This window comes from Kitasatospora sp. NPDC091207, from assembly GCF_044768625.1.
Taxonomy (GTDB): Bacteria; Actinomycetota; Actinomycetes; order Streptomycetales; family Streptomycetaceae; genus Kitasatospora.
Window position 1 is genome coordinate 127,898 of the sequence record NZ_JBIVVS010000002.1, and the last position, 24,144, is coordinate 152,041.

23 protein-coding genes are annotated in these 24,144 nt (G+C 73.4%); 16 read left to right on the forward strand and 7 right to left on the reverse strand.

Going from position 1 to position 24,144, the window contains the following annotated elements; translation table 11 throughout:
- Nucleotides 1-76: 76 nt before the first annotated feature.
- Nucleotides 77-1,033, reverse strand: coding sequence for an aldo/keto reductase (locus ACIQTO_RS05215; protein WP_402383107.1), 957 nt, complete (start codon nucleotides 1,031-1,033; stop codon nucleotides 77-79).
- Between the two features lie 64 nt (nucleotides 1,034-1,097).
- Nucleotides 1,098-1,718 (reverse strand): GDSL-type esterase/lipase family protein, encoded by a 621-nt coding sequence (locus ACIQTO_RS05220; RefSeq protein ID WP_402383110.1) that lies wholly within the window; start codon nucleotides 1,716-1,718, stop codon nucleotides 1,098-1,100.
- A gap of 424 nt (nucleotides 1,719-2,142) precedes the next feature.
- On the opposite strand from ACIQTO_RS05220, the gene ACIQTO_RS05225 reads away from it, so the two are divergent.
- The 5 genes from ACIQTO_RS05225 to ACIQTO_RS05245 all read left to right on the forward strand — a co-directional run bounded on the left by ACIQTO_RS05225 (nucleotide 2,143) and on the right by ACIQTO_RS05245 (nucleotide 8,318).
- Nucleotides 2,143-2,772: a choice-of-anchor C family protein gene (locus tag ACIQTO_RS05225; RefSeq protein WP_402383112.1), complete on the forward strand. Its 630-nt coding sequence runs from the start codon at nucleotides 2,143-2,145 to the stop codon at nucleotides 2,770-2,772.
- Between the two features lie 142 nt (nucleotides 2,773-2,914).
- Nucleotides 2,915-3,652, forward strand: a complete 738-nt coding sequence (locus ACIQTO_RS05230; RefSeq protein ID WP_402383115.1) for a VOC family protein — start codon at nucleotides 2,915-2,917, stop codon at nucleotides 3,650-3,652.
- 326 nt (nucleotides 3,653-3,978) lie between these two features.
- The gene (locus ACIQTO_RS05235; RefSeq protein ID WP_402383118.1) at nucleotides 3,979-5,508 is read left to right on the forward strand and encodes a carbohydrate binding domain-containing protein; all 1,530 of its coding nucleotides are present in this window, start codon (nucleotides 3,979-3,981) and stop codon (nucleotides 5,506-5,508) included.
- Between the two features lie 297 nt (nucleotides 5,509-5,805).
- Nucleotides 5,806-7,209 carry an SDR family oxidoreductase gene (locus ACIQTO_RS05240; protein WP_402383121.1) on the forward strand — a complete coding sequence of 468 codons (1,404 nt, stop codon included), beginning with the start codon at nucleotides 5,806-5,808 and terminating at the stop codon, nucleotides 7,207-7,209.
- 143 nt (nucleotides 7,210-7,352) lie between these two features.
- Complete coding sequence (locus ACIQTO_RS05245) at nucleotides 7,353-8,318, forward strand: phosphatidylinositol-specific phospholipase C (RefSeq protein ID WP_402383123.1); 966 nt, start codon at nucleotides 7,353-7,355, stop codon at nucleotides 8,316-8,318.
- A gap of 74 nt (nucleotides 8,319-8,392) precedes the next feature.
- On the opposite strand, the gene ACIQTO_RS05250 is transcribed toward ACIQTO_RS05245, so the two are convergent.
- Complete coding sequence (locus ACIQTO_RS05250) at nucleotides 8,393-8,944, reverse strand: VanZ family protein (RefSeq protein WP_402383126.1); 552 nt, start codon at nucleotides 8,942-8,944, stop codon at nucleotides 8,393-8,395.
- A 267-nt stretch (nucleotides 8,945-9,211) separates the two neighbouring features.
- Here ACIQTO_RS05250 and ACIQTO_RS05255 point away from each other — a divergent pair, with 267 nt between their 5' ends.
- The 3 genes from ACIQTO_RS05255 to ACIQTO_RS05265 all read left to right on the forward strand — a co-directional run bounded on the left by ACIQTO_RS05255 (nucleotide 9,212) and on the right by ACIQTO_RS05265 (nucleotide 12,230).
- On the forward strand, nucleotides 9,212-10,417 hold the full coding sequence (locus ACIQTO_RS05255) for a cytochrome P450 (protein ID WP_402383129.1): 1,206 nt from the start codon (nucleotides 9,212-9,214) through the stop codon (nucleotides 10,415-10,417).
- A gap of 71 nt (nucleotides 10,418-10,488) precedes the next feature.
- Nucleotides 10,489-11,649: a type III polyketide synthase gene (locus tag ACIQTO_RS05260; RefSeq protein ID WP_402383131.1), complete on the forward strand. Its 1,161-nt coding sequence runs from the start codon at nucleotides 10,489-10,491 to the stop codon at nucleotides 11,647-11,649.
- Complete coding sequence (locus ACIQTO_RS05265; RefSeq protein ID WP_402383133.1) at nucleotides 11,646-12,230, forward strand: NUDIX hydrolase; 585 nt, start codon at nucleotides 11,646-11,648, stop codon at nucleotides 12,228-12,230. The genes ACIQTO_RS05260 and ACIQTO_RS05265 overlap by 4 nt, the downstream gene beginning before the upstream one ends.
- A 170-nt stretch (nucleotides 12,231-12,400) precedes the next feature.
- On the opposite strand, the gene ACIQTO_RS05270 is transcribed toward ACIQTO_RS05265, so the two are convergent.
- A complete protein-coding gene (locus tag ACIQTO_RS05270) occupies nucleotides 12,401-14,866 on the reverse strand; it encodes a Tex family protein (protein ID WP_402383136.1) in 2,466 nt (821 codons plus the stop codon).
- 137 nt (nucleotides 14,867-15,003) lie between these two features.
- Nucleotides 15,004-15,525, reverse strand: coding sequence for a hypothetical protein (locus ACIQTO_RS05275; RefSeq protein WP_402383137.1), 522 nt, complete (start codon nucleotides 15,523-15,525; stop codon nucleotides 15,004-15,006).
- A gap of 111 nt (nucleotides 15,526-15,636) precedes the next feature.
- Between ACIQTO_RS05275 and ACIQTO_RS05280 the strand changes: the two genes are divergently transcribed.
- Nucleotides 15,637-16,545: an aminoglycoside phosphotransferase family protein gene (locus ACIQTO_RS05280; RefSeq protein WP_402383139.1), complete on the forward strand. Its 909-nt coding sequence runs from the start codon at nucleotides 15,637-15,639 to the stop codon at nucleotides 16,543-16,545.
- A gap of 79 nt (nucleotides 16,546-16,624) precedes the next feature.
- On the forward strand, nucleotides 16,625-18,061 hold the full coding sequence (locus tag ACIQTO_RS05285) for a protein kinase (protein WP_402383141.1): 1,437 nt from the start codon (nucleotides 16,625-16,627) through the stop codon (nucleotides 18,059-18,061).
- 20 nt (nucleotides 18,062-18,081) lie between these two features.
- Here the strand turns inward: ACIQTO_RS05285 and ACIQTO_RS05290 are convergent, their stop codons facing one another.
- Both ACIQTO_RS05290 and ACIQTO_RS05295 read right to left on the reverse strand, forming a co-directional pair.
- On the reverse strand, nucleotides 18,082-18,717 hold the full coding sequence (locus ACIQTO_RS05290) for a tetratricopeptide repeat protein (protein ID WP_402383143.1): 636 nt from the start codon (nucleotides 18,715-18,717) through the stop codon (nucleotides 18,082-18,084).
- 10 nt (nucleotides 18,718-18,727) lie between these two features.
- Nucleotides 18,728-19,162 (reverse strand): ATP-binding protein, encoded by a 435-nt coding sequence (locus tag ACIQTO_RS05295; RefSeq protein WP_402383145.1) that lies wholly within the window; start codon nucleotides 19,160-19,162, stop codon nucleotides 18,728-18,730.
- Between the two features lie 173 nt (nucleotides 19,163-19,335).
- Here ACIQTO_RS05295 and ACIQTO_RS05300 point away from each other — a divergent pair, with 173 nt between their 5' ends.
- The 6 genes from ACIQTO_RS05300 to ACIQTO_RS05325 all read left to right on the forward strand — a co-directional run bounded on the left by ACIQTO_RS05300 (nucleotide 19,336) and on the right by ACIQTO_RS05325 (nucleotide 24,133).
- On the forward strand, nucleotides 19,336-20,265 hold the full coding sequence (locus ACIQTO_RS05300; RefSeq protein WP_402383147.1) for a helix-turn-helix domain-containing protein: 930 nt from the start codon (nucleotides 19,336-19,338) through the stop codon (nucleotides 20,263-20,265).
- The gene (locus ACIQTO_RS05305; protein WP_402383148.1) at nucleotides 20,258-20,395 is read left to right on the forward strand and encodes a DUF397 domain-containing protein; all 138 of its coding nucleotides are present in this window, start codon (nucleotides 20,258-20,260) and stop codon (nucleotides 20,393-20,395) included. The genes ACIQTO_RS05300 and ACIQTO_RS05305 overlap by 8 nt, the downstream gene beginning before the upstream one ends.
- Before the next feature lie 81 nt (nucleotides 20,396-20,476).
- Nucleotides 20,477-21,208, forward strand: coding sequence for a tyrosine-protein phosphatase (locus ACIQTO_RS05310; protein WP_402383151.1), 732 nt, complete (start codon nucleotides 20,477-20,479; stop codon nucleotides 21,206-21,208).
- A gap of 354 nt (nucleotides 21,209-21,562) precedes the next feature.
- Nucleotides 21,563-21,964: a hypothetical protein gene (locus ACIQTO_RS05315; RefSeq protein ID WP_402383154.1), complete on the forward strand. Its 402-nt coding sequence runs from the start codon at nucleotides 21,563-21,565 to the stop codon at nucleotides 21,962-21,964.
- Between the two features lie 143 nt (nucleotides 21,965-22,107).
- Complete coding sequence (locus tag ACIQTO_RS05320) at nucleotides 22,108-22,842, forward strand: ATP-binding cassette domain-containing protein (protein ID WP_402383156.1); 735 nt, start codon at nucleotides 22,108-22,110, stop codon at nucleotides 22,840-22,842.
- 1 nt (nucleotide 22,843) lies between these two features.
- Complete coding sequence (locus ACIQTO_RS05325) at nucleotides 22,844-24,133, forward strand: hypothetical protein (protein ID WP_402383158.1); 1,290 nt, start codon at nucleotides 22,844-22,846, stop codon at nucleotides 24,131-24,133.
- Nucleotides 24,134-24,144: the final 11 nt, after the last annotated feature.

The window sequence follows — 24,144 nt, forward strand, 5'->3', positions numbered from 1 at the left end:
GCCGAGGAGGGCGGAGCGGGGGGCCGCGCCGGTGCGGCCCGCCCGCCCCCGCCGGGCGGTCAGTGGCGCCGGACCGTCAGTAGCGCCCGCCGGTCGGCGCCGGCAGCGCGTCCAGCTCGGCCAGGTCGGCCGCCGGGAGCAGCACGTCGGCCGCCCCGGCGTTGTCCGCCAGGTAGCGCGGCGTCTTGGTGCCCGGGATCGGGAAGACGTACCGCCCCTGGGCCAGCACCCAGGCCAGCGCGACCTGCGCGGGCGTCGCGCCGACCCGTCCGGCGACCTCCCGCACCTTCTCCACCAGGGCCAGGTTGGCCTGCAGCGCCTCCTGCTGGAAGCGCGGCAGCGAGCGCCGGAAGTCGTCCGCCGGCAGCTCGTCCGCAGAGGAGATGCTGCCGGTCAGGAAGCCCCGGCCGAGCGGCGAGAACGGCAGGAAGGCGATGCCCTCGGCCTCGGTGTACGGCAGCACCTCGGCCAGCGCGTCCCGGGTCCACAGCGACAGCTCGGACTGCACGGACGCCACCGGGTGCACCGCCTGCGCCCGCTTGATCTCCTCGACGGTCACCTCGGAGAGCCCGATCCGCCGCGCCTTGCCGGCCGCGACGGCCTCGGCGAGCGCGCCCCAGGTCTCCTCGATCGGCACCTGCGGGTCGACCCGGTGCAACTGGTACAGGTCGACGTGGTCGGTGCCGAGGCGGCGCAGGCTCTCGTCAATCGAGCGCCGCACGTGCTCCGGCCGCCCGTCGTTGCCCACCCGCCGGTCGCCGGTGCCCGGCACCAGGCCGACCTTGGTGGCCAGCACCGCGCGCTCCCGGTACGGGCCGGCCAGGGCGGCGCCGACCACCTCCTCGTTGCTGTACGGGCCGTAGATGTCGGCGGTGTCGATCAGGGTGACGCCGAGGTCCAGCGCCTCCCGGATCACCCGGACCGAGGTCTCGTCGTCGCGGTTGCCCGGGTCGTAGGCCCAGGTCATCCCCATGCAGCCGAGCCCGACCACTCCGACCTCGGGGCCCTGCTGACCAAACGTGGCGGTACGCATCTTCCGGTGCTCCTTCGTGTCGTCGATCAACGGCACCAGCCTCTCCCTTCGAGTGCGCTCAAGGTCAAGCCCACTCGCCGCCCACCCACCCGGGCCAGCCGCCGGACAGCACGAGCCCGGCGAGGAACCGGTAGCCGGCGGCGCCCGGATGCGCCCCGTCGCCCGCCAGCGCCTCGGCCGCCCAGCCCGGGTGCGCGGCGACCGCGGCGGTCACGTCGACGAACGGCACACCGCGCCCGGCGCACAGTGCCGCGAGCTGCCCGGCGAGGTCCAGCAGGCGCTCCAGATGCTCCTCCCCCCAGCCGACCACCGGCGGCGGTCCGACCACCAGCACGCCGAGCCCGCGCTCCCGGGCTCCGTCCAGCACCGCGGTCAGGTTCGCCAGACAGCGCTCCGGCACCACGCGGGGCGCGCCGTCCTCCAGCGTGGCGTCGTTGCTGCCGACCGAGACCACCAGCCGGTTGTCCGCGTCCGGCCGGGTCCGCGCGTCGACCTCCGGCCAGATCCGGCGCAGCACGTCCGAGGAGGTGTTGCGCCGGACGCCCAGGTTGAAGGCGGTGAGCCCGGCGGGCTGCGCCAGGCCGGTCTCCTGGAGCACCCGGCCGACCCAGCCGCGGAACTCCGGATCCCCGATGCCCTGGGTGAAGGAGTCCCCGATGAAACAGATACGCAGGTCCTTGGTCATCGGGTCACCGTAGGGAGCCGCCGGGCGGCGGCGCGGACCTTTTCACAGGGCGGACAGCTCCGGCAGGCACGCGGACCGCGCCGCCGACGGGGAGCGTACGAAGCGGGACCGGGGCGCGCGGATGGATCGTGTGCAACGGCGGTCCGGCGCGGCCGCCCGCCCCGACGGCCCGCCGCACGCCGCCGCGCGGCGGGTCGTCCGTCCGGGCGCGGGGCGAAGCTCCTGGCCAGGGGCCCGGACGGGCGCGGCCGCGGGCCCGCGCCGGGCGGCGGCCCGGCAAACCGGCGCGCGAAAGCTCACCCGCCTCGCCCCGCACCACGAGGCGCCCGCGCCCCAGCCTGGCCCCGCCTCGCCGGGGGCCCCGACGATGAGCGCTGTCGGGCCCGGTCCGGGCTCCGCCACCGCTTCCACCCGGGAGGTCCCCATGTCGGTCCCGCGCACCCGCACCGCCGCCGTCGTCGCCGTCCTGCTCCTCGGCGGCGTCGCCGCCTCGACGGTCCCCGCCCAGGCCGCCGGCACCGCCGACCGCGCGGCGGCCCAGACCCGGGCCCTGAGCCGTTTCGACGACGGCAGCTTCGAGACCCCGAAGATCGCGGCGAACACCTTCGTCGACCTCACGGCCGGACAGTCGATCGGCCCGTGGCGCGTCACGACGGGGAGCGTCGACCTGATCGGCGCCGGCTTCTGGCAGGCCGCCGAGGGCGACCAGTCCGTCGACCTGAACGGCGGCGGCCCGGGCGCCGTCGCCCAGACCTTCACCACCACGCCGGGCGCCACCTACTCGGTGACGTACTCGCTGGCGGCCAACCCCGAGGGCGGACCGGCGGTCAAGACCGGCCGGGCCCTCGTCGACGGCCAGGACTTCCAGGACTTCTCCTTCGACAGCACCGGCAAGTCGCGGGCCGCCATGGGGTACGTGGGGCGCCAGTTCACCTTCGTGGCCGCCAACGCCTCCACCACGCTCGGCTTCGCCAGCACCACCGCCACCGGCTCCTACGGCCCGGTGGTCGACAACGTCCAGGTCCAGGAGTGCAAGCCCTGTCCCACCTGCTGAGCGGGGCGCGGGGCCCGGCGGCCCGGCAGGCCCCGGGCCGCCGGGCACGCGCGCGAGGAGGGCCCCGCTGTCCGGTCCGGGTGACGTCGAGCGGATGTCCGGTCGCGGCGGCCCGGGCGGCGGCGACTTCTAGGATCTGTGCATGGCAACACGACTTGTGCAGATCAATATGAAGGCCCTGGACGACTCGGCGCTCGGCCGGTTCTGGGCGGAGGCACTGGGCTGGGGCGTCGACAGCGAGGGACCGGGCGTGACCAACCTCGAACCCGTGGGCTTCGCCTACCCCGACCCCGTGGCCGTCTGCATCGACATCATCGCCCGCCCGGAACCCAAGACGGTGAAGAACCGGGTGCACCTCGACCTGGCCACCACCTCGACCGCCCATCAGGCGGAGTTGGTCACGCGCCTGAAGGACCTCGGCGCGACGCTCGCCGACGTGGGTCAGGGCGACGTCCCCTGGACGGTCATGGCCGACCCGGAGGGCAACGAGTTCTGCGTCCTGGAGCCCCGTCCGATCTACCGGGACACCGGACCGATCGCCGCGGTGGTCGTCGACTGCGCCGACCCGCGAGGGATGGCCCGGTTCTGGGACGAGGCGATGGACTGGACGCTGCACGAGGTCGCCGACGACCACGCGACCATGCGTTCCGCCCAAGGCGTCGGCCCCTACCTGGAGTTCGTCCGTACCCCCGACACCAAGAGCGGGTGGAACCGCGTCCACCTCGACGTCCGCCCCTACCCCGGTGACGACCTGGCAGAAGAGGAAGCCCGACTGCGCGCCCTGGGCGCCCACGACCCCGGTATCGACCGGTCCGCGATCTCCTGGACGGTTCTGGCCGACCCGGAGGGCAACGAGTTCTGCCTCCTGAGCCCTCGCTGAGCCCTCGCTGACCCTGCGCCATGGCTCCGGCCGCAGCGCAGGCTCCCCACCTCCACGTCCGTGACCGGGAGCCGGCGCCGCGGAAGACGCACGCGCGGACCGGACACCCGCCCGGGAGGAGGGCCCGCCTTAAACCGTTCCTAAAACCTTCCCCGCAGCCGCCTCTGATGTGCCGAAGGTGCTTGACGTGCACAGCTGGTCTAGTCCAGTTTGAAGCTGCACCGCGCACCTCCCCGCACCGGACCACGCCCCCACCGCCCCCACCGCACGCCCGCGCTCCCCCTCGCGTGGCGAGCCGCGGGGGCACCGTCCCGAGAGGCACCCCCATGCCACGCGCGCCCCACGACGCTCCCGCGCCCGACGCCCCCGCCCGGCACCGCCGCCCCGCCGGCCGGGTCAAGCTCCTCAGCCTCGCCGCCGCCACCGTGCTGGCCGCCGGTGGGCTCGCCACCCTCGCCGGGAACGCCGGCGCGGCCGACGGCAACCTGCTCGCCAACGCCGGCCTGGAGAGCGGCTCGGCGAGCCCCTGGAGCTGTTCCGGCACGACCGGCAGCATCGTCAACACCGGCGCGCACAGCGGCTCGTACGCGCTGAAGGGCGCCGTGAGCAGCAGCGACACCGCGCAGTGCGGGCAGACGGTCGCCGTCCAGCCCAACACCAAGTACACGCTGAGCGCCTGGGTCCAGGGCCAGTACGTCTACCTCGGCGCCACCGGCAGCGGGGTCACCGACCCGGCCGTCTGGACGCCCGGCGGAGCCTCCTGGCAGCAGCTCGCCACCACCTTCACCACCGGCGCGGCCACCACCAGCGTGACGGTCTACCTGCACGGCTGGTACGGGCAGGGCGCCTACCTGGCCGACGACATCACGCTCACCGGCCCCGGCGGCAACCCGACCACCCCGCCGCCGACTTCGGCCACCCCGACGGCGACCCCCACCCCGACCGCCACGGCGACGTCCACCACCCCGCCGCCGAACACCGCCGTCCCGGTGGCCCCGTACATCGACATGGGCGCCTGGCCGACCCCGTCGATGCCCGCGATGGCCCGGGCCGGCAACCTGAAGTCCTTCACCATGGGCTTCGTCACCGGCGTCGGCTGCAAGGCCAGCTGGTTCAACGCCTACGACCCGCGCACCGGTTGGGCCAAGGACCAGGTGGACGCGCTGCGGGCGGCCGGCGGTGACGTCAAGGTCTCCTTCGGCGGCGCCAGCGGCACCGAACTCGCCGCCGCCTGCACCACGGTGGACTCGCTGTTCGCCGAGTACGACGCCGTGGTCAAGGCCTACAACCTGCGCTACGTCGACTTCGACATCGAGGGCGCCGCGATCGCCGACACCGCCGCCAACGACCGCCGCTCCGCCGCGCTCGCCAAGCTGCAGAAGGCCAACCCGGGCCTGAAGGTGTCGTTCACCCTGCCGGTGCTGCCCGAGGGGCTCACCGCCGAGGGCGTGGCCATCGTCCGCTCCGCCCGGGACGCGGGCGTGAACGTCGACCTGGTGAACGCCATGGCGATGGACTACTACCGCGTCGGGGCCGACTACGGCGACGCGGCCGTGCAGGCGGCCCAGGGCCTCTACGGCCAGCTCAAGGCGCTCTACCCGGCGAAGAGCGACGCCCAGCTCTGGGCCGCGGTCGGCATCACCCCGATGATCGGGGAGAACGACGACCACCAGATCTACGACCAGGCCGACGCCCGGCAGTTGGTGGCCTTCGCCCAGCAGCACCACCTCGGCGAGCTGGCCTTCTGGGACGCCACCCGGGACGCCAACGCCTGCACGGGCGCGCTCTTCAAGTGCACCAACATCGCGCAGCAGCCGTACGAGTTCGCGAAGATCTTCGCCCAGTACGGCGGCTGAGCCCCCGTTCCGGCGGCTCCCCGAGGTGCTCAGGCCCCCGGGGAGCCGCCACCACCACAGCGGCAGCCGACCCCGACCCACCCCGCACAACCCACCGGCGCCCCCTGCCCGACCCGCAGTGACCGAGCACCCGGACCCCGGGGTCCTGCCCGCACAAAACCTCCCCGCCCGGCCGGCCCGACCAGCGCCCGGTCACCCTGGTCGGGCCCCCTCAGGTCGCCAATAATGTGATCCCACTTCTCCGGCGCAGTCGGTACAGTCCCCAGGCATCGCAGCACAGCGCACGAGGGGGCGGACATGACGGTCCGGAGCAACGACCACATCGCGGCCGACGAGGTCACCGCCGACGAACTGGCCGCCTTCAGCCGCACCCTCGGACGCCTGCGCGCCCTCCCCGCCGACAGCCGCGCCCGGCTGCACGCCGAGCGGCAGCTGAAGTCCTTCGTCAACGAGAGCCGCAAGCGCCGCCGCCAGGGCGCCAAGGACGAGGCCCGGCAGGCCGACGCCGACCTGCTCGCCGCGACCGCCACCGGGGCCCGCGACCGCCGCGAGGACGCGCCGCTGGCCGACGCCCCGGCCGGGCCGCTCGGCGAACTCCGGCTCGGCCGCCGCTGCTACGTCTGCAAACAGCGCTACCACCAGGTGGGCGCCTTCTACCACATGCTCTGCCCCGGCTGCGCCGCCGACAACACCACCCGTCGCGCCCTCGCCACCGACCTGCGCGGGCGCCGCGCGCTGCTCACCGGCGGCCGGGTGAAGATCGGTTTCCAGCTCGCCCTGATGATGCTGCGCGACGGTGCCGAGCTGATCGTCACCAGCCGCTTCCCGCACGACACCGTCCGCCGCTTCCACGCCGCCGCCGGCAGTGCGGAGTGGCGCGACCGCCTCACCGTGGTCGGCATCGACCTGCGCGACCCCCGCCAGGTACTCGGCCTCGCCGAGCGGCTCCGCTCCGACGGACGCCCGTTGGACATCCTGGTCAACAACGCCGCGCAGACCCTGCGCCGCCCGCCCGGGTCCTACGCGCTGCTGGCCGCCGGCGAGCGGGCCGCGCTGCCCGCCGCGTCCACGGCGGTCGTCCACGCCCCCGGCTTCCGCCCGATGCCCGCCCTCTCCGCCGCCTGGCCCGCCGCCGAACTCGCCACCACCGCCGATCCGTCGGCGTGCGGCCCGCTGCCGGAGCGGGCCGACGAGGCGGGTCTGCTGCCCGACCTCGCGCCGGCCAACTCCTGGTCCGCCCGGCTCGGCGCGCTGGACCCGGCCGAGGTGCTGGAGACCCAGCTGGTCAACGCGCTCGCGCCCGCGCTGCTCTGCGACCGCCTGCTGCCCCTGCTGCTGGCCTCGCCGCACCCCCGCCGCTACATCGTCAACGTCACCGCGGTGGAGGGCCGGTTCGCCGTCCGCAACAAGACCGCCGGCCACCCGCACACCAACATGGCCAAGGCCGCGCTCAACATGCTCACCCGCACCAGCGCCGACGAACTCGCCGCCCAGGGCGTCCACATGTGCGCGGTCGACACCGGCTGGATCACCGACGAGAACCCGGCCCCCAAGAAGACCCGGCTGGCCGCCGACGGCTTCCGCACCCCGCTCGACATCGTCGACGGCGCCGCCCGGGTCTACGACCCGATCGTCCGCGGCGAGGCGGGCGCGCCGGTGTCGGGCGTCTTCCTCAAGGACTACCGCGAGGCGGCCTGGTGAGGCCGGGCGCCGCCACCGGGTCCGGCACCGGGTCCACGCCGGGGCGCCGCGGGTCTGGGCAGGACGGGCCGGTCTCCTCACAATGAGCATGCCGGTGTCGTGCACCGGCCCACCACACCCGACGGGGGTACCCGACCGTGTCCGTGACCACGCGCACCCCGAACACCCGGGAACCGGCCGCGCCCACGCCGGCCGGGCAGCCGCCGATGAGCCGGCGCGCCTTCACCCGGACCGCCCTGCTGGGCGCCCTCACCGTGGCCGGCCTCGGGGCGACCGCACCCCGGGCGTCGGCGCTCGGCGTCCCGGCGGGGGCGGACTGGCTGGCCGCCGTCGACGCCCGGGCCCCGCTCGCCCGGCTCACCCTGCCCGGCACCCACGACAGCTGCGCCCGGTACGGCGGTGCGCTGGCCCAGACCCAGACGCTCGCCCTGCCGGACCAGTTCGCGGCCGGTGTGCGCTTCCTGGACATCCGCTGCCGCGCCGTCGACGGCGTGCTCGCGATCCATCACGGACCGGTCTTCCAGCAGACCTTCTTCGGCGACGTCCTCAACCAGTGCCTGGCCTTCCTCGGCGCGCACCCGGACGAGACCCTGGTGATGCGGGTCAAGCAGGAGTACTCCACGGTCTCCGACACCGAGTTCGGCGCGCTCTTCGCCGGCTACCAGGGGCGCTGGCCGGGCCTGTTCTGGACCGAGGACCGGCTCCCCCGGCTGGGCGAGGTCCGCGGCCGGGTGGTACTGCTGGCCGACAACTCCGGCCTGCCCGGCCTGCGCTGGGGCGGGCCCCGGACGGACGTCGAGGACGACTACGACATCGGCACCGTCTTCGAGATCGACTCCCGCAAGTGGCCCGAGGTCTCCGCCCACCTGGACGCCGCCCGCGCCGCCGGTGACCCGGGGCGGCTGTTCCTCACCTTCACCTCCAGCTCCGGCTGGGGCCTGTGGCCGCGCCAGGCCGCCGACGCGATCACCCCGAAGCTGCGCTCCTACCTCGGCGCCCTGGACCGCGCCGCGCGCCCGGTCCTCGGCACCGTCCCGCTGGACTTCGTGACCCCGGACCTCGCGCGCTCGCTGTACGCGCTCAACTTCGGCTCCTCACCCGGTGCCTGACCCGGCGCCCCCGGCCGGCCCGGTGCGGCGCCGCGCGCACGGGCCGGGCCCGCCACTCCGCCGCCGCGCGCGGGTCAGGCCCGCCCCTCCCGCCGCGAGCGCGCGCCGGCCCGGGCGAGCGGGCCCGCGAGCAGGCCGATCCCCGCGCCGAGGGCGAGCCCGGCCAGGTTGTCCCGGACGTCCCGGGCGTCGCAGGCCCGGCCGATCGCGGGCACCGCGTACTGGGCGAGTTCGACCGCGAAGGGCAGCGCCGCCGCGCCCAGCAGGACGACCGCCGCCCGGCGCCGGGTGCCGGCCAGCGCGGCGGCGAGGCCGACCGGGACGAACAGCGCGACGTTCAGGTCGGTGTGCCGCGAGGTCAGCCGGCCACCCGGCGCGCGCAGCCCGGCGCCGTCGAGGGCGCAGTGCCGGACGGCCGCCCGGGAGAGTTCCCGCACCGGCCCCTGGGCGTCGGGCAGCAGGGTCAGCGTCAGCACTCCACCGAGGGCCAGCAGCAGCAGGAACGCGACCGCCCAGTGCGCGCGCAGCAGGCGCCCCACCGGCTGGTTCAGCAGCGCGGCCGGCACCAGCGAGCAGAACAGCCCGGTCCAGAACATCGGCACGGAGCCGAGGACAGCTTTGATCACGCCTGAACGGACGCCTCGAACGCCCGCCCGGTTCTGGCCCGGCCGCCCCAACCCCCGGCCGCCCCCGGCCGCCACGGGGGCCGCCTTCTCCCGGCTCGGCCGGAGGCGCCAACTCCCGTATTTCGCATGACAATCATCTATCTCGCTCGATCGAGCGAACTATCTGCCTTATCCACATTTCCGCCTCCTGGTGGGGGAACATCAGCACGTCCGCGCCCGAACGATCCCCGGTCGGGCGGCACCAGCTCCGGCCTTTTGGATAATCCCGTGACTACCTCCGCCCCCGTGTGGGACTGCCCCTTCAACCACACCGAAGGCCTGGAGTTCGACCCCCTCCTCAAGCAGTTGCTCACCGAGGACCCGGTCGCCAGGATCCGGCTGCCGCACGGCGAGGGCGAGGCCTGGCTGGCCACCCGCTACGAGGACGTCCGTGTCGTCACCACCGACCGCCGCTTCAGCCGCGCCGCCGGCATCGGCCGCGACCTGCCCCGGATGACGCCCGCCCCGATCGCCCAGGTCGAGGCGATCAACCTGATGGACCCGCCGGCCCACAACCGGCTGCGCCGGCTGGTCGCCAAGGGGTTCACCAACCGCCAGGTCGAGCAGCTGCGGCCGAAGACCCAGCGGATCGTCGACGGCTTCCTGGACGACATGGAGGAGCACGGCTCGCCCGCCGACTTCGTGCACCACCTCGCGAGCCGGCTCCCGCTCGTCACCATCTGCGAGCTGCTGGACATCCCCGAGGAGGACCGCGCGGAGCTGCGCGGCCACGCCGTCGCGATGATGGCGATGGGCCCCGGCAGCGGAGCCGGCCAGGTCGACGCCAAGGCCGCGCTGCGCGCCTACTTCTCCGAGCTGACCGCCGCCCGCCGCCGCTCCCCCGGCGAGGACCTGATCAGCGCCCTGGCCACCGCCCGGGACGAGGAGGAGCTGCTGGACGACCAGGAGCTCGCCGTGATGGCCATGGTCCTGCTGGTCACCGGGCACGACACCAGCACCTACCAGCTGAGCAACATCACCTACACCCTGCTGACCCACCCCGAGCAGCTCGCCAAGCTCCGCGCCCAGCCGGAGCTGCTGCCGCGCGCCGTCGAGGAGTCGCTCCGCTTCATCCCGTTCCGCCAGGGCGTCGGCATCGCCCGGGTCGCCACCGAGGACGTCGAACTCGGCGGCGTACTGATCAGGGCCGGCGAGGCCGTCCACGTCTCCTACCTCGCCGCCAACCGCGACCCGGCGATGTTCGAGCGGCCCGACGAGCTGGACCTCGACCGCGGCTCGGCCAACCACATGGCCTTCGGCTACGGGACGCACCACTGCGCCGGCGCCCACCTGGCCCGGATGGAGCTCCAGGTGGCCATCGGCACCCTGCTGCGCCGCTTCCCGGACCTCCGGCTCGCCGTGCCGGCCGCCGAGCTGGACTGGCGGACGGGCTCGATCTGGCGCTACCCGCGCACCCTGCCGGTCGCCTGGTGACCACCTCCCCGCCGCGCCGGCCCGGCGCCCGTCCGACGCATCCGTAGGCCCTCCAGGGGAGACCCGTACCCATGGCAACACTCTGCCGACCCGCCATCGCCGTCCCCGAACACGTCATCACCCTGGAAGAGACCCTCGACCTGGCCCGCGACCTGCACGCCGAACACCCGCAACTCGGCCTGGCACTGCGCCTGATCGAGAACACCGGGGTCAGGACCAGGCATCTGGTCCAGCCCATCGAGGAGACCTTGCGCCACCCCGGCTTCACCACCCGCAACGCGGTCTACGAGCGCGAGGCCAAGGAGCGCGTGCCCGAGGTGGTCGAACGCGCCCTCGGGTACGCCGAGCTGTCCGCGCGCGAGGTCGACCTGATCATCTACGTGTCCTGCACCGGCTTCATGATGCCCTCGCTGACCGCCTGGCTGATCAACCGCATGGGCTTCCGCTCCGACACCCGCCAGGTGCCGATCGCCCAGCTCGGCTGTGCGGCGGGCGGCGCGGCCGTCAACCGGGCGCACGACTTCTGCCGCGCCTACCCGGGCGCCAACGTCCTCATCGTGGCCTGCGAGTTCTGCTCGCTCTGCTACCAGCCGACCGACCTCGGGGTCGGCTCGCTGCTCTCCAACGGCCTGTTCGGGGACGCCGTCGCCGCCGTCGTGATGCGCGGCCGCGGCGGCACCGGCGTGCACATCGAGCGCAACGGCTCGCACCTCGTCCCGCACACCGAGGACTGGATCTCGTACGGCGTCAAGGACACCGGCTTCCACTTCCAGCTCGACAAGCGCGTCCCCGGCACCATGGAGATGCTCGCCCCCGCGCTGCGCACGCTGGCCACCGAACACAGCTGGGACATCTCGGGCCTGGGCTTCTACATCGTGCACGCCGGTGGCCCGCGGATCCTCGACGACCTCTGCCACTTCCTCAACCTGGAGCCCGCCGCCTTCCGTTTCAGCCGCGCGACCCTCACCGAGCGCGGCAACATCGCCAGCGCGGTCGTCTTCGACGCCCTCGCCCGGCTCTTCGAGGAGGGCGGCGTCCCGGACGGCACTCACGGGCTGATCGCGGGCTTCGGTCCGGGCATCACCGCCGAGATGTCGCTGGGCAGTTGGGTCGGCGTCCCACTTGAGGCGACCATCCCGCGCCGCCCCCGGGCAATCGACGCGGCCGACCTCGCACTCGTCCAGGCGACCACGCCCCTGCTGCGTCCGGCCGGGACTACGATCACCGAATGACCGATACCACGGACCGGCCGGACATCTCCGACAGAGCGGCCCAACTGGCCGCACGCTTCCCCGCGTTGCACGCTCCGCAGTACTGGACGTGGGGCCGCTACGACGCCCAGTTCTCCACCGCGATGCCGCCGGACGAGCTCATCACCAACATCCACCTGGTGGGCTTCTCCGACGGGCTGGTAGTGCTCTGCCGGGACGACCGCGACCACTGGTTCCTGCCGGGCGGCACGCGGGAGAGCGGCGAGTCGATCGAGTCCTGCCTGGTCCGTGAGCTGCGCGAGGAGGCGGGCGCGCGCCTGCTCGGCGAGCCGTCCTGGCTCGGGGCCCACCGCTGTGTGACGGACAACCCGGAGCCCTACCGGCCGTGGCAGCCGCACCCCGAGAAGGCCTGGCTCTGGGGCTGGGCGGAGGTCTCGGTGGACTCCTCCCCGACCAACCCCGACGACGGCGAGCAGGTGGTCGAGGTCCGGGCGATGGAGCCGGCCGAGGCCCGGCGGCTGCTGGTCGGCGGCCATGAGGAGTGGTGGGGCGAGCTGATCGGCCTCGCCGTGGAGCTGCGCGGGCGATCGTCCACCGGCTGAGGGCGGGCCCCGGCTCCACGCGCCGGGCCGGCCCCGGGGGGATCTCCCTGACCGGAGGACGACAGCCGGAGCACGACCACCGGGGCACGACAGCCGTACGGCGGGCGGTGGACCACGTGTCCACCGCCCGCCGTACTGCTGTCACCGCCCTCGGCGGCCCGTTCCGCCGCTCAGCGGCGCCCGGAGCGACGGCCGCCCTCGGAGCCGGACCCGCCGGCCAGGCCGGCCCGGCGCAGCGCGTCCGCCATGGCGCCGTTGCCCAGCGGGGCCTGGCCGCCCGAGCCGGACCCGCCGCCGGAGCCCGCAGCGGAGCCGCCACCCGGGCCGCGCCGGTCCTGGCGCGGCGGACGCGCCTGCCGCCCGCCCCGGTCCCCACCGCGCTCGCCACCGCGGTCCCCGCCCCGGTCCCCGCCGCGCTCCGCGCCGACCTCGTCGTCCAGCCGCAGGGTCAGCCCGATCCGCTTGCGCGGCACGTCCACCGTGGTCACCCGCACGGTGACGATGTCACCCGGCTTGACCACCTCGCGCGGGTCCTTGACGAAGTTCTTCGACAGCGCCGAGACGTGCACCAGACCGTCCTGGTGGACGCCCACGTCCACGAAGGCGCCGAAGGCCGCGACATTGGTCACCACGCCCTCCAGCACCATGCCGGCCTCCAGGTCCCCGATCTTGTCGACGCCCTCCTTGAAGGTGGCCGTCCGGAAGGCCGGGCGCGGGTCGCGGCCCGGCTTGTCCAGCTCGCCGAGGATGTCGGTCACGGTCGGGATGCCGAAGGTGTCGTCGGCGTAGTCCCCCGGCCGCAGCGCCCGCAGCGCGGCGCTGTTGCCGATCAGCCCACGCAGCTCCCCGCCGGTGCCGGCGAGGATCCGGCGCACCACCGGGTACGCCTCCGGGTGCACGCCGGAGGCGTCCAGCGGGTCGTCGCCGTCCGGGATCCGCAGGAAGCCCGCGCACTGCTCGAACGCCTTCGGGCCGAGCCGGGCGACGTCCTTGAGCGCCTTGCGGGTCCGGAACGGGCCGTTGGCGTCGCGGTGCGCGACGATGTTGTCCGCGAGCGTGCCGGTGATGCCGGACACCCGGGTGAGCAGTGGCGCGGAGGCGGTGTTGACGTCCACGCCGACCGCGTTGACGCAGTCCTCGACCACCGCGTCCAGCGAGCGGGACAGCTTCACCTCGCTCAGGTCGTGCTGGTACTGGCCGACGCCGATCGACTTGGGGTCGATCTTGACCAGCTCGGCGAGCGGGTCCTGGAGGCGGCGGGCGATGGAGACCGCGCCGCGGATCGACACGTCCAGCTCGGGCAGCTCCTGCGAGGCGAACGCGGAGGCCGAGTAGACCGAGGCGCCGGCCTCGCTGACCATCGCCCGGGTGAGCTTCAGCTCCGGGTGACGCTTGATCAGGTCCTCGGCGAGCTTGTCGGTCTCGCGGGACGCGGTGCCGTTGCCGATCGCCACCAGGTCGACGCCGTGCTTCTTCGCCAGCGCCGCCAGCGTGGCCAGGGCGGCGTCCCACTTGTTGGCCGGCTGGTGCGGGTAGATCGTGTCGTACGCGAGGACCTTCCCGGTGGCGTCCACGATCGCGACCTTCACACCGGTCCGGAAGCCCGGGTCCAGACCCATCGTGGCGCGGGTGCCCGCCGGGGCGGCGAGCAGCAGGTCGCGCAGGTTGGCGGCGAAGACGCGCACCGCCTCGTCCTCGGCCTCCTGGCGCAGCCGGCCGCGCAGGTCGATGCCGAGCCGTACCAGGACGCGGGTGCGCCAGGCCCAGCGGACGGTGTCGCCGAGCCACTTGTCGCCCGGGCGGCCGTGGTCGGCGATGCCGAAGCGGGCGGCGATCCGCTGCTCGTAGTCGCTCTCGCCGGGGAGGTCGCCGCGCTCCTCACCGTCGAACGGGGAGAGGTCGAGGTCCAGCACCTCCTCCTTCTCGCCGCGCAGCATCGCCAGGATCCGGTGCGAGGGGAGCTTGGTGTACGGCTCGGCGAAGTCGAAGTAGTCGGCGAACTTGGCGCCGTCCTGCTCCTTGCCCGCGCGGACGGTGGCGACCAGCCGGCCCCGCGTCCACATCCGCTCGCGCAGCGAGCCCACCAGGTCGGCGTCCTCGCCGAACCGCTCGACCAGGATGGCCCGCGCGCCCTCCAGCGCGGCGGCCCGGTCGGCCACCGTGTCGTTCAGGTAGGCGTCCGCCACGGTCGCCGGATCCCGGGTCGGGTCGGCGAGCAGGGTGTCGGCGAGCGGCTCCAGACCGGCCTCACGGGCGATCTGCGCCTTGGTGCGCCGCTTCGGCTTGTAGGGGAGGTAGATGTCCTCCAGGCGCGCCTTGGAGTCGGCGGCGAGGATCTGCCCGCGCAGCACGTCGTCCAGCTTGCCCTGCGCCTCGATCGACTCCAGGACGGCTGCGCGCCGCTCCTCCAGCTCCCGCAGGTAGCGCAGCCGCTCCTCCAGGGTGCGCAGCTGGGTGTCGTCGAGCGAGCCGGTGGCCTCCTTGCGGTAGCGGGCCACGAACGGCACGGTCGCGCCGCCGTCGAGCAGGTCGACGGCGGCCTTCACCTGCCCGCCGCGGACGCCCAGTTCCTCGGCGATCTTCCGCTCGATCGCCTGCTGGGCCTGCTGGGCCACCTGTTCGTCTGGCGTGCTCACGAAGCCGGTCACCTTCTCCAGAGTTGCTTTCCCCGTACCCCCGCATTCTGGCACTGCGCGGCGACACCGCCCGGCTGCCCCCGCCGGGAGGTGAGGTGATGGCGGGGTCGAGCAGTCGGCCGACGGCCGTCCCGGCCTCAGAAGGCGTCGACGACCGTCCGCTCCGGCCGGCCGTCGGCGCGGACGCGGATCAGATGGGACTCGTGGTCCGTCACCAGGCGGAGTTGGTCGGGGCCGGCCCAGCTGATCTCCCTGAGCGAGTTCCAGTCGCCGTTGACGAAGGCGACCGGCCAGCGGCGCGTGCCCAGGCCCGCACCCTCGTCGACGTAGACCCACCAGAGCGGGTCGATCAACGCGGCGCCCTCCTTGACCACCAGCCGGCGGTCCGTCCGGCCGGGCGCCGCCTCGGTGCGCGTCGTCACCGGATCGTCCGCGAAGATCCAGAGCGGCACGGTGCCCAGGCCGAGGGTCAGCACCACGGTGCCGAGCACACTGCGAATCCAGATCCTCCAGGGAACGAACACCAGCGCCACGAAGAGCAGGACGAGGATCGAGGTCCCGAGCAGCAGCGGCTCGTCGAACCACTCCTGCAGGACCACCAGCCCACCCGGCCTCCGGCCGACGCGGCCGGCCATCGCGGCGGCCATGAGTGCGGCCACGCCCCCTAGCGCCCCCCACACGACCCAACGCTCCCACGAAGTCCTCACGGCCCCACCCTAGTGTTCGAAATACCGCAGAAGGCCGGGGAGCCCGGGAGTACAGTGCCGGGCATGTGCGCTGCCGCTCGGATGCACGACCGCCTGCACGACGACGAACCGGACATCGACACCGCCCTGGTACGGCGGCTGCTCGCGGCCCAGTTCCCGCAGTGGAAGGGGCTGCCCCTCGAACGCGTCGCCGGGGCGGGGACGGACAACGCGATGTTCCGGCTCGGCCCCGAACTCGCCGTCCGGCTGCCCCGGGTGGGCTGGGCGGCCGAGAGCGTCGGGCGCGAGCACCGGTGGCTGCCGCAGCTGGCCCCGCAGCTGCCACTGCCCGTGCCCGCCCCGCTCGCGCTGGGCCGGCCGACCGCCGGCTACCCGTGGGAGTGGTCGGTGCTGCGCTGGCTGGACGGCGCCAACCCGGTCGTCGGGGCGACCACCGCTCCCTTCCAACTCGCCCAGGACCTGGCCGGGTTCGTGACCGCGCTCCGCACGGTCGACCCCACCGGCGGCCCGCCGGCCCCCCGGGGCGTGCCGCTGGCCGCGCGCGACGCCTCCACCCGGGCGGCGATCGGCCGGCTCCGCGGCGCGATCGACACCGAGGCGGCAACGGCCGTGTGGGAAAAGGCACTTCGGCTGCCGGACCACGTCGGAGGGCCCACCTGGATGCACGGCGACCTCTCGCCCGGCAACGTCCTGCTCAGCCGTCAACACCTCACCGCGGTGATCGACTTCGGCCTGATGGGCGTCGGCGACCCGACCGTCGACCTGATCGTCGCCTGGAACCTGCTCCCCGCCACCGCCCGCCCGGTCTTCCGGGCCGCCCTCACCGCCGACGACGCCGCCTGGGAGCGCGGCCGTGCCTGGGCGCTGTCCATCGCCCTGATCCAACTCCCCTACTACCGCACCACCAACCCGGCCCTGGCCGCCAACGCCCGCCATGTGATCCGGGAGGTCCTGGCCGACCGCAGCGCGTGAGCACGCTGCCGCGCACCTCCGACCGCGACCGCCAAGGGCCTTTCCCCGCAGGGCTTCCGGCACGGCTATATTCCCCGCTGTGACTGACGATCTCGGGCAGGTACTGGCAGGGCGGTACCGGTTGACCGGCGCGCTGGGACAGGGCGGCATGGGAGCGGTCTGGCGCGCCCACGACCACCGACTGGCCCGCGACGTCGCGGTCAAGGAACTCCGCTTGCCGGCCCACCTCACCGACGGCGAACGCGCCAACTGGGTCGCCCGGCTGGACCGCGAAGCGCGCGCCGCCGCCCGGCTGAAGCATCCGGGCATCATCACCGTCCACGATCTGATCACCGACGAGGACGGCCGCCCCTGGATCGTCATGGAGCTGGTGCACGGCCGGTCCCTCGACGACCTCCTGAGGGAGAACGGTCCGCTGCCCCTCGACCAGGTGGTCCACATCGGACTCCAGGTGCTCGACGCGCTGCGAGCCGCACATCGGGCGGGCATCACCCATCGGGACATCAAACCCGCCAACATCCTTCTGGAACGGAACCGGGTCGTCCTGACCGACTTCGGCATCGCCACGCTCGAAGGCGACGCGACCCTGACGGCCTCGGGTCTGCTGATCGGCACCCCTGCCTTCATGGCGCCCGAGCAGGCCCGGGGCCTGCCCGCCACGGCCGAGTCCGACCTCTGGTCGCTCGGTGCCACGCTCTACACCGCGACCGAGGCGCGTCCCCCGTTCGTCGGCACCAATCCGGGCGCGGTGCTCGTCGCGGTCGCGACGGAGGAACCCGCCCCAGCCCGACGTGCCGGCCCGTTGGAACCGGTACTCGCCGGTCTGCTCCGCAAGGACCCGGCCGAGCGACCGACCGCCGACCGCCTTCATGTCCTCCTGACCCGACTCGCCGACGCCCTGCCGCCCCCCGCCACCGTGCCCGAGCGTCCCGCCCGGTCCGAGAGACACGATCCGCCGACTGCCGACGCCCTCCCGCCGCCCTCGGCCGCGCGACCGGACGACGCGCCGCCCACGCCACGGCGCGGCAGGCCCGGCCGGCTCGCCCTGACCGCAGCCGCCGTCCTCGCCCTCGCGGTGGGCGCGTGGACGGGCGGCGGCGCCCTGTACGACCGCGGGACGGCCGACGGCAAGGCAGCCGTTCGCAAGGACGACCCGGCCGGATCCGACGCCGCGGCCTACCCGGCCAACCTCCTGGCCGCCCGGGAGTTCGGGACGCCGTTCGGCTTCGCGCGGACATCCGAGGCCAAGGGCGGCGACGGGAGGGCCGTCATGACCTACGCGTCACCCGACACGTGCGTCAACGGCTGCCCGGACAAGGTCAACATCGTGGTGAGGTGGCTCCGGGAACAGGTCGGCGTCGCCGGCGTCCTCGCCCCTTCGACACCCAGCTTCGACGGCTGCACGGTCATGACGACGTGCCGACTCGACGTCACTCCCGCCCGTCGGCCGGCGATCATCGACGCGCGCATCTACGTGGACGGGACGCGCCCCTTCCTCCAGGTCGACGTCGGCTGAGCCCAGCCGGACGAGACACCTCAGAGCGCGCCACGCGCCTCGTCGATCGCGTCCAGGACGGCCTTCGCCCCGGCGGACGCGGCGAGTTCGGCGGCCTCGTCGAGCAGCGCGCGCGCGTCGCCGGGGCGGCCCTCGGCGACGGCGATGTACCCGAGGCCGACCAGATTGGCGGCCACACCGTCCGGGAAGGCGAGTGCGCGGCGCAGCCGGGTCGACTCCTCCAGCAGCGCGCGGGCGGCGGGCAGTCGGCCCGCCTTGTGCTCGGCGATGCCGAGGTGGCGCAGGGCGTAGGAGAGCGTGAGGTCGTCGCCGGCGGCGGTGGCGAGCTCGCGGGAGCGCTGGAGGGCGGGCAGCGCGGCGTCGTCGTCAGCCTGGACGACCTGGTGATAGATGCCGATCCAGAACTGCGCCTCGGCCTCGCCGCGCCCGTCCCCGAGGCTCCGGTAGAGGTGGGACGCGTGCTGGAAGAGCTCCAACTCGCGCTCGTCCGAAATGCGCTGCTCCAGGAAGCGGGCGTGCAGGATCCGGCCGCGGATCAGCGTGAGGTCGGCCTCGACGGCGTCCAACTCGCGGTCGGCGACGGGCAGGACGTCCGTCTCACCCCCGAACACCGCCTGGTGGCAGAGACGTCGCGCGTGCTCGATTCGTTCGTCCATGGACCTGACCCTATGCGGCGGGGCCCGGCGGCGGGTCGAGCTGCGCCCAGACGAGGCTGGTGGTGAGTTCGCCCTCGCTCACCTGCTCGCCCCAGGCGGAGCAGAACTCCCGGACGAGCCCGAGCCCGGTTCCCGCCTCCGCGCCGCCTCTTGGGCGCCGGCCCGGGTCGGCACGCCCGATGTCGTGCACCTCGATCCGCAGCCCGGAGGGGACGGCGTACTCGAACAGCACGTCGATGAGCAGGTGTTCGGGCACCCGCGGACGCCGCACGGTGTGCGCGACCAGCTCCGTCACGATCAAATCGGCCGCCTCGGCGTAGCGTTCACCGTCCTTGAGGTCGGACAGGAAGCCCCGCAGGACGATCCGCGCGGCGGAGGCGGAGGAAGGATGACGCGGGAGCGAGCAGAGCTGGTCACTCGGGGTGCTGTCAAGCGGTTCGGGCATGGCGGGGCCACCTTCTGATGCATGGGGGGGTTCCGTGCGCGGGCAGGGCGCTTCGTGCACTCACCGAAGGCGAGCGCCTGCCTCATTCCCTCCACAAGCATCGTTCATTGCAGCTAGCGTGACGAGAACTCAGCTGTTTCCAAGGCACGTTCTGGCACGAGGGGAAACACACCATGTCCCAGAGGAAGTCGACCAGCACAAACCTCCGAGCGAGCGCCGGAGCCGTGTTTGGCGCCGTCTTGCGGCGGCATCGGCTGAGCAAGCAGATGTCGCAGGACGATCTGGCGGAACTGGTGCCCTGCAGCCGCTCCCAGGTCTCCCGAATCGAGTCCGGTACTCGCACCCCCCAGGAAGACTTCGTCACCGCTGCGGACAGGTGGCTGGAGACCGGTGGCGAGTTGATGGAGCTCTGGCGAGAGATCGACTGGTACACCAAGGTCGACCACCCCGACTGGTTCCGTCGCTACGCGCAGATGGAGGCGAAGGCGGTCAAGGTCCAGGAGTATTGCGCCACCTGGATCTCCGGCCTGCTTCAAACCGAGGAGTACGCCAGAGTCCTGTTCGAGAACGGAGACGCGAAGGGAAACCAGGAAGAGGTCGAGGACCGCCTTGTCGCCCGACTGAGTCGGCAGCAGCGGTTCCTGGAGCCGGGTGGTCCGTTGCTGGTCAACCTGCTCTCCGAAGCCTCGCTACACATCAAAGTCGGAGGTGCCGCAGTGATGCACAGGCAACTGGATCACCTTTTCGAACTGACCCGGCACCCGAACATGTTGATTCATGTCGTTCCCTACGCACTCGGCGAACGGATCCCCTTCAGCACCGCGATCACCCTTATCACAACCCCGGACGGAAGGGTGCGCGCATACTCCGAAAGTGCTAACCACGGGAACTTCATGGAAGACCCGCGCGAGGTTCGCCGCCTATCCCGGGACTATGATCTGCTCCAGGCTGGCGCGCTCTCGGTTCGCGAGAGCGCTTCCCTGATCCGCAGGTTGAGGGAGAGGTATCTCAATGACCACCACGAAAGCCGCCTTCTCCAACATCAGCTGGCGCAAGTCCAGCTACAGCGGCGCCAACGGCGGTCAGTGCATCGAGGTGGCTGACCTCGCGCCCGGCCACCTCGTCCGCGACTCCAAGGACCCCGGGGGCCCCGTCCTCTCCTTCCCCTCCGCCGCCTGGCAGGCCTTCGTCGACGCCGTCCGCGCCGACGCGTTCCCGGCCCCCGGCTGCTGAACCGCCACCCCCGAACTCCCCTCCCCGGCCGGCCGGGGAGGGGATCTCCGCATGCCCCGCACCGCTCGCTAGGGTGCGTCCATGACACGGCACATCGCCTTCGACTCCCTGCACAACTTCCGCGACCTGGGCGGCTACCGGACCTCTGACGGACGGTCGGTCCACTGGCGCCTGCTCTACCGGTCGGATTCGCTCGGCAAGCTCTCCTCGCCCGCCGACCTCACGGTGTTCCGGGACCTCGGCATCGGCACCGTGATCGACCTGCGCTACCCCTGGGAGATCGCCGCCAAGGGGCGGATACCCGTGCTCGACGGGGTGGCCTACCACAACCTCTCGATCGAGCACCGGCCGTACGACCAGGCGGAGATCGACCCGGACGTCGACCCCTGGCGCTACCTGGCCGACCGGTTCGCCGAGGTGACCGAGGACGGGGTGGTGGAGATCCGCCGGGTGCTCGAACTCATCGCGACGGCGGACCGCCCGCTGGTGTTCCACTGCGCCTCCGGCAAGGACCGCACCGGGCTGATCGCCGCCCTCGTCCTCGCCCTGCTCGGTGTCCCCGAGGCCGACATCGCGGCCGACTTCGCACTGACCGAGCTGGCCACCCCGCACCTCGTCGCCGACTGGCACGCCGCCAACCCCGGGCGCGCGCTGCGGTGGCCCGGGTACGGGCGCGCGCCGGAGGACGTGATCCGGCACGTGCTCGCCGACCTCACCGCCGCGCACGGCTCGGTGCGTGCCTATGCCACCGGCACACTCGGTGTCGACGAGGAGTTGATCGGCTCGCTGCGCGCCCGGCTGCTCTCCGCCTAGCCGATCAAGGACGGAAATCGGCCAGGCCCCAAGCGGACTGACTATCCCACTGAATCAGATCCAAACAGTTCGCCGGTCACCAGTGGACATCTCCGAAAGGGCCGTGCCGATTCTCCTTCCGTCACGTACATAATTGACCACTTGGAATCACCGGCTTGCCAAGCCATGGCCTCACCACACCACCCTCCGAATGGCCGGAAATAATAGTTCTGGCCGGCTGTTCGTGCACGCTAAGGTCATTCCCGCGGCGGCTCGTCCGATCGGGTGATCATGGCCGATGGCAGTCGAACCTCCGCTCGCTTCTTTTTGCCTGCATGACGCCCGCGTGGCGTCACCGAAAAGATCGGACGGGATATGCACGCAAAGCACCGCACCCTCGTGCGCGGCATTCTGGTGGCCGCCGCACTGCTCGGATTCGCCGGCGCGACGCCGGCCCTCGCGGAGGGCTCCTGGACCTCCCACATCAACAACTGGGGCCCCGGCTCGGAGTCCCGCCGGTGGGCGGACAACGACCGCGACGACACCCTGACGACGGTGTCCTTCAAGGGCTGCACCACCGACACCAACGACTTCAAGAACGCCGACCTCCAGCTCTACAAGGACGTCTTCGGCCCCGACAAGTCCTACGGCTACCGGCTGAACCGGTGCGACACCTCGGTCTGGGGCGATCAGAGCTCCGGCGATTACTACTTCGCGCTGGAGGGCGTGCGCTCCGGCGGCAAGCTCTGGGTCGACTCGGTGACCACCCAGTACTGAGCCCGGCCCGCACCCGGTCCGCGTCAGGCCCGCACCCCGCGTTCCCGGTGTGCCGGAGGCCCCCGCTCCGGCACACCGCTCTCCACCGCATCCTCCCTCCGCATCGCCCCCGCACCCACCGAGCGAAATGCGTCGACCCCGCCATGACCCTTGAATTCCACGGCATCGATTTCCAGTACACCCGGAAAGCCGGACTCTTCACCGGCTTCGGTCTGCGGATCGACAATCCGGCCACCGTCCTGCTCGGCCCCAACGGTGCCGGGAAGTCCACCCTGATGGCGCTGGCGGCCTCCCAGCTCGCCCCGCGCCAGGGCTCGGTCTCCTGGCGCGGGCGCACCCCGGCCGGGCCCGGGGGCCGGGCGGCCTACCGGCGGGCGGTGGCATGGCTGCCGCAACAGGTCACCCCGGTGCCGGGGCTCAGCGTGCGCGAACAGGTCGCCTACTGCGGGTGGTTGAAAGGGATGTCGCGCGCCGAGGCCTGGCAGGCGTCGGCCGGGGCGCTGGAACGGGTCGGGCTGGCGCCACTCGCCGACCGCCGGAGCCACCGGCTCTCCGGCGGGCAGCTGCGCCGGCTCGGCATCGCCGGCTGCCTGGCCCACCGCAGCGAACTGATCCTGATGGACGAGCCGACCGCCGGGCTCGACCCGGCCCAGCGCGGCATGTTCCGCACCCTCGTCGAGGACCTGACCGACGAGGTGAGCGTGCTCGTCTCCACCCACCAGACCGAGGACCTCGCCGCGGTCTACCGGCACGTGGTGGTGCTGGACCAGGGCCGGGTCCGCTTCCAGGGCGGCATCGAGGAGTTCCACGCCCTCGCCGACGGCCTCGGCTCCGGCGCCGAGGCCGCCTACTCGCGCCTGGTCGAGCGGGAGGCCTGACGTGCTCCTGGCCACCGTTCTGCGCATCTCCGCCGGCCTGCGGGCCCTGCCGTTCCTGCTCGGCTTCGTCCTGGTCGCGCTCGGGGACGAGCTCACCGCCTGGGTCACCCCCGCCTACGGCCTCTCCGCCGCCGGGCACGCCGGCCTCGCGCTGCCGTTCGTCTGCGCCGCCTGCGCGGCCGCCGGGGCCTGGGAGGGTGCCCGGCTGCACCGGGGCCGGGTCTTCGACCGTTCACCGGTCCGGTCACCGCTGGCGATCACCGCGCCCGTCCTGCTCCCGGTGGCGGTGATGGGCGGGCTCGGCATGGTCACCGCCCTCGGCGTCACCGCCCTGGCCGGTGGCACGGTGACCGGCGTTCCGCAGCCGGGCGTGTTCGCCGTCTGGGCCGGGCTGCTGCTCGCCAACACCCTGGTCGGCTCCATCGTCGGGCGGGTCCTGGCACCGGTGGTCGCGGTGCCGCTGGCCCTGGTCAGCAGCTTCGTCCTCAACGCCTACCCGGCCTCCTTCGACGCCTACTGGCTGCGGCACCTGGTCGGCGGCGGACTCTCCGACTGCTGCGCCGTGGACCAAGTCCTGGACCACCGGGCCGTTCTGAGCTCCCTGGCGTTCTCCGGCGCGGTGTGCGCGGCAGCCGTCCTGGTGATCCGGTACCGGGGCGCGCCGGCCGCGCTCGCCGCCGGACTGGCGGTCACGGCCGGCGGCGTGGCGCTCGCCGCCCTGCCGGCCCGGGGGCTCGGCCCGGAACCCGTGGCGGACCGGTCCGCCACGGCGCTGGTCTGCGACCACGGCCGGCCGAGGGTCTGCCTCTGGCCGGAGCTGGGCACCACCCGCGCCGGCCTGATCCGTGAGGAGGCCGGGCGGGTCGTCAACACCCTCGCCGGGAACGGCGTTCCGGTCCCGGCGACCCTCACCATGGCGGCCCGACCGGGGCCGGGCGAGGCGAAGCTGGGCCTCCCCACCACGGCCCGCGTCCGGGACGTGACACCCGGCGTGGTCTCCGGACTGCTCCCCCGCACCCCGGACTGCGCCCGCACCGGCGCCCCCTACCCGGCGGGCGCCGCCACCGGGGCGGTGACCGCCTGGCTCACCGCGAAGGCCTCGCCGGCCGGGGCGGCACCCCGCGCCCGAGGGAGGTTCGGCACCGAGGACGCGGCGGTCGCCGAGCAGGTGCTGCGGCTGCCCCAGGAGGCCCAACTCGACTGGTACCGGGCCGTGACCGAGGCCCTGCGCCACTGCGACACCCCCGCACCGGCACCCGCACCCGCACCTCCCACGGGCGGTGCCGGGTGATCTGGTGGTGC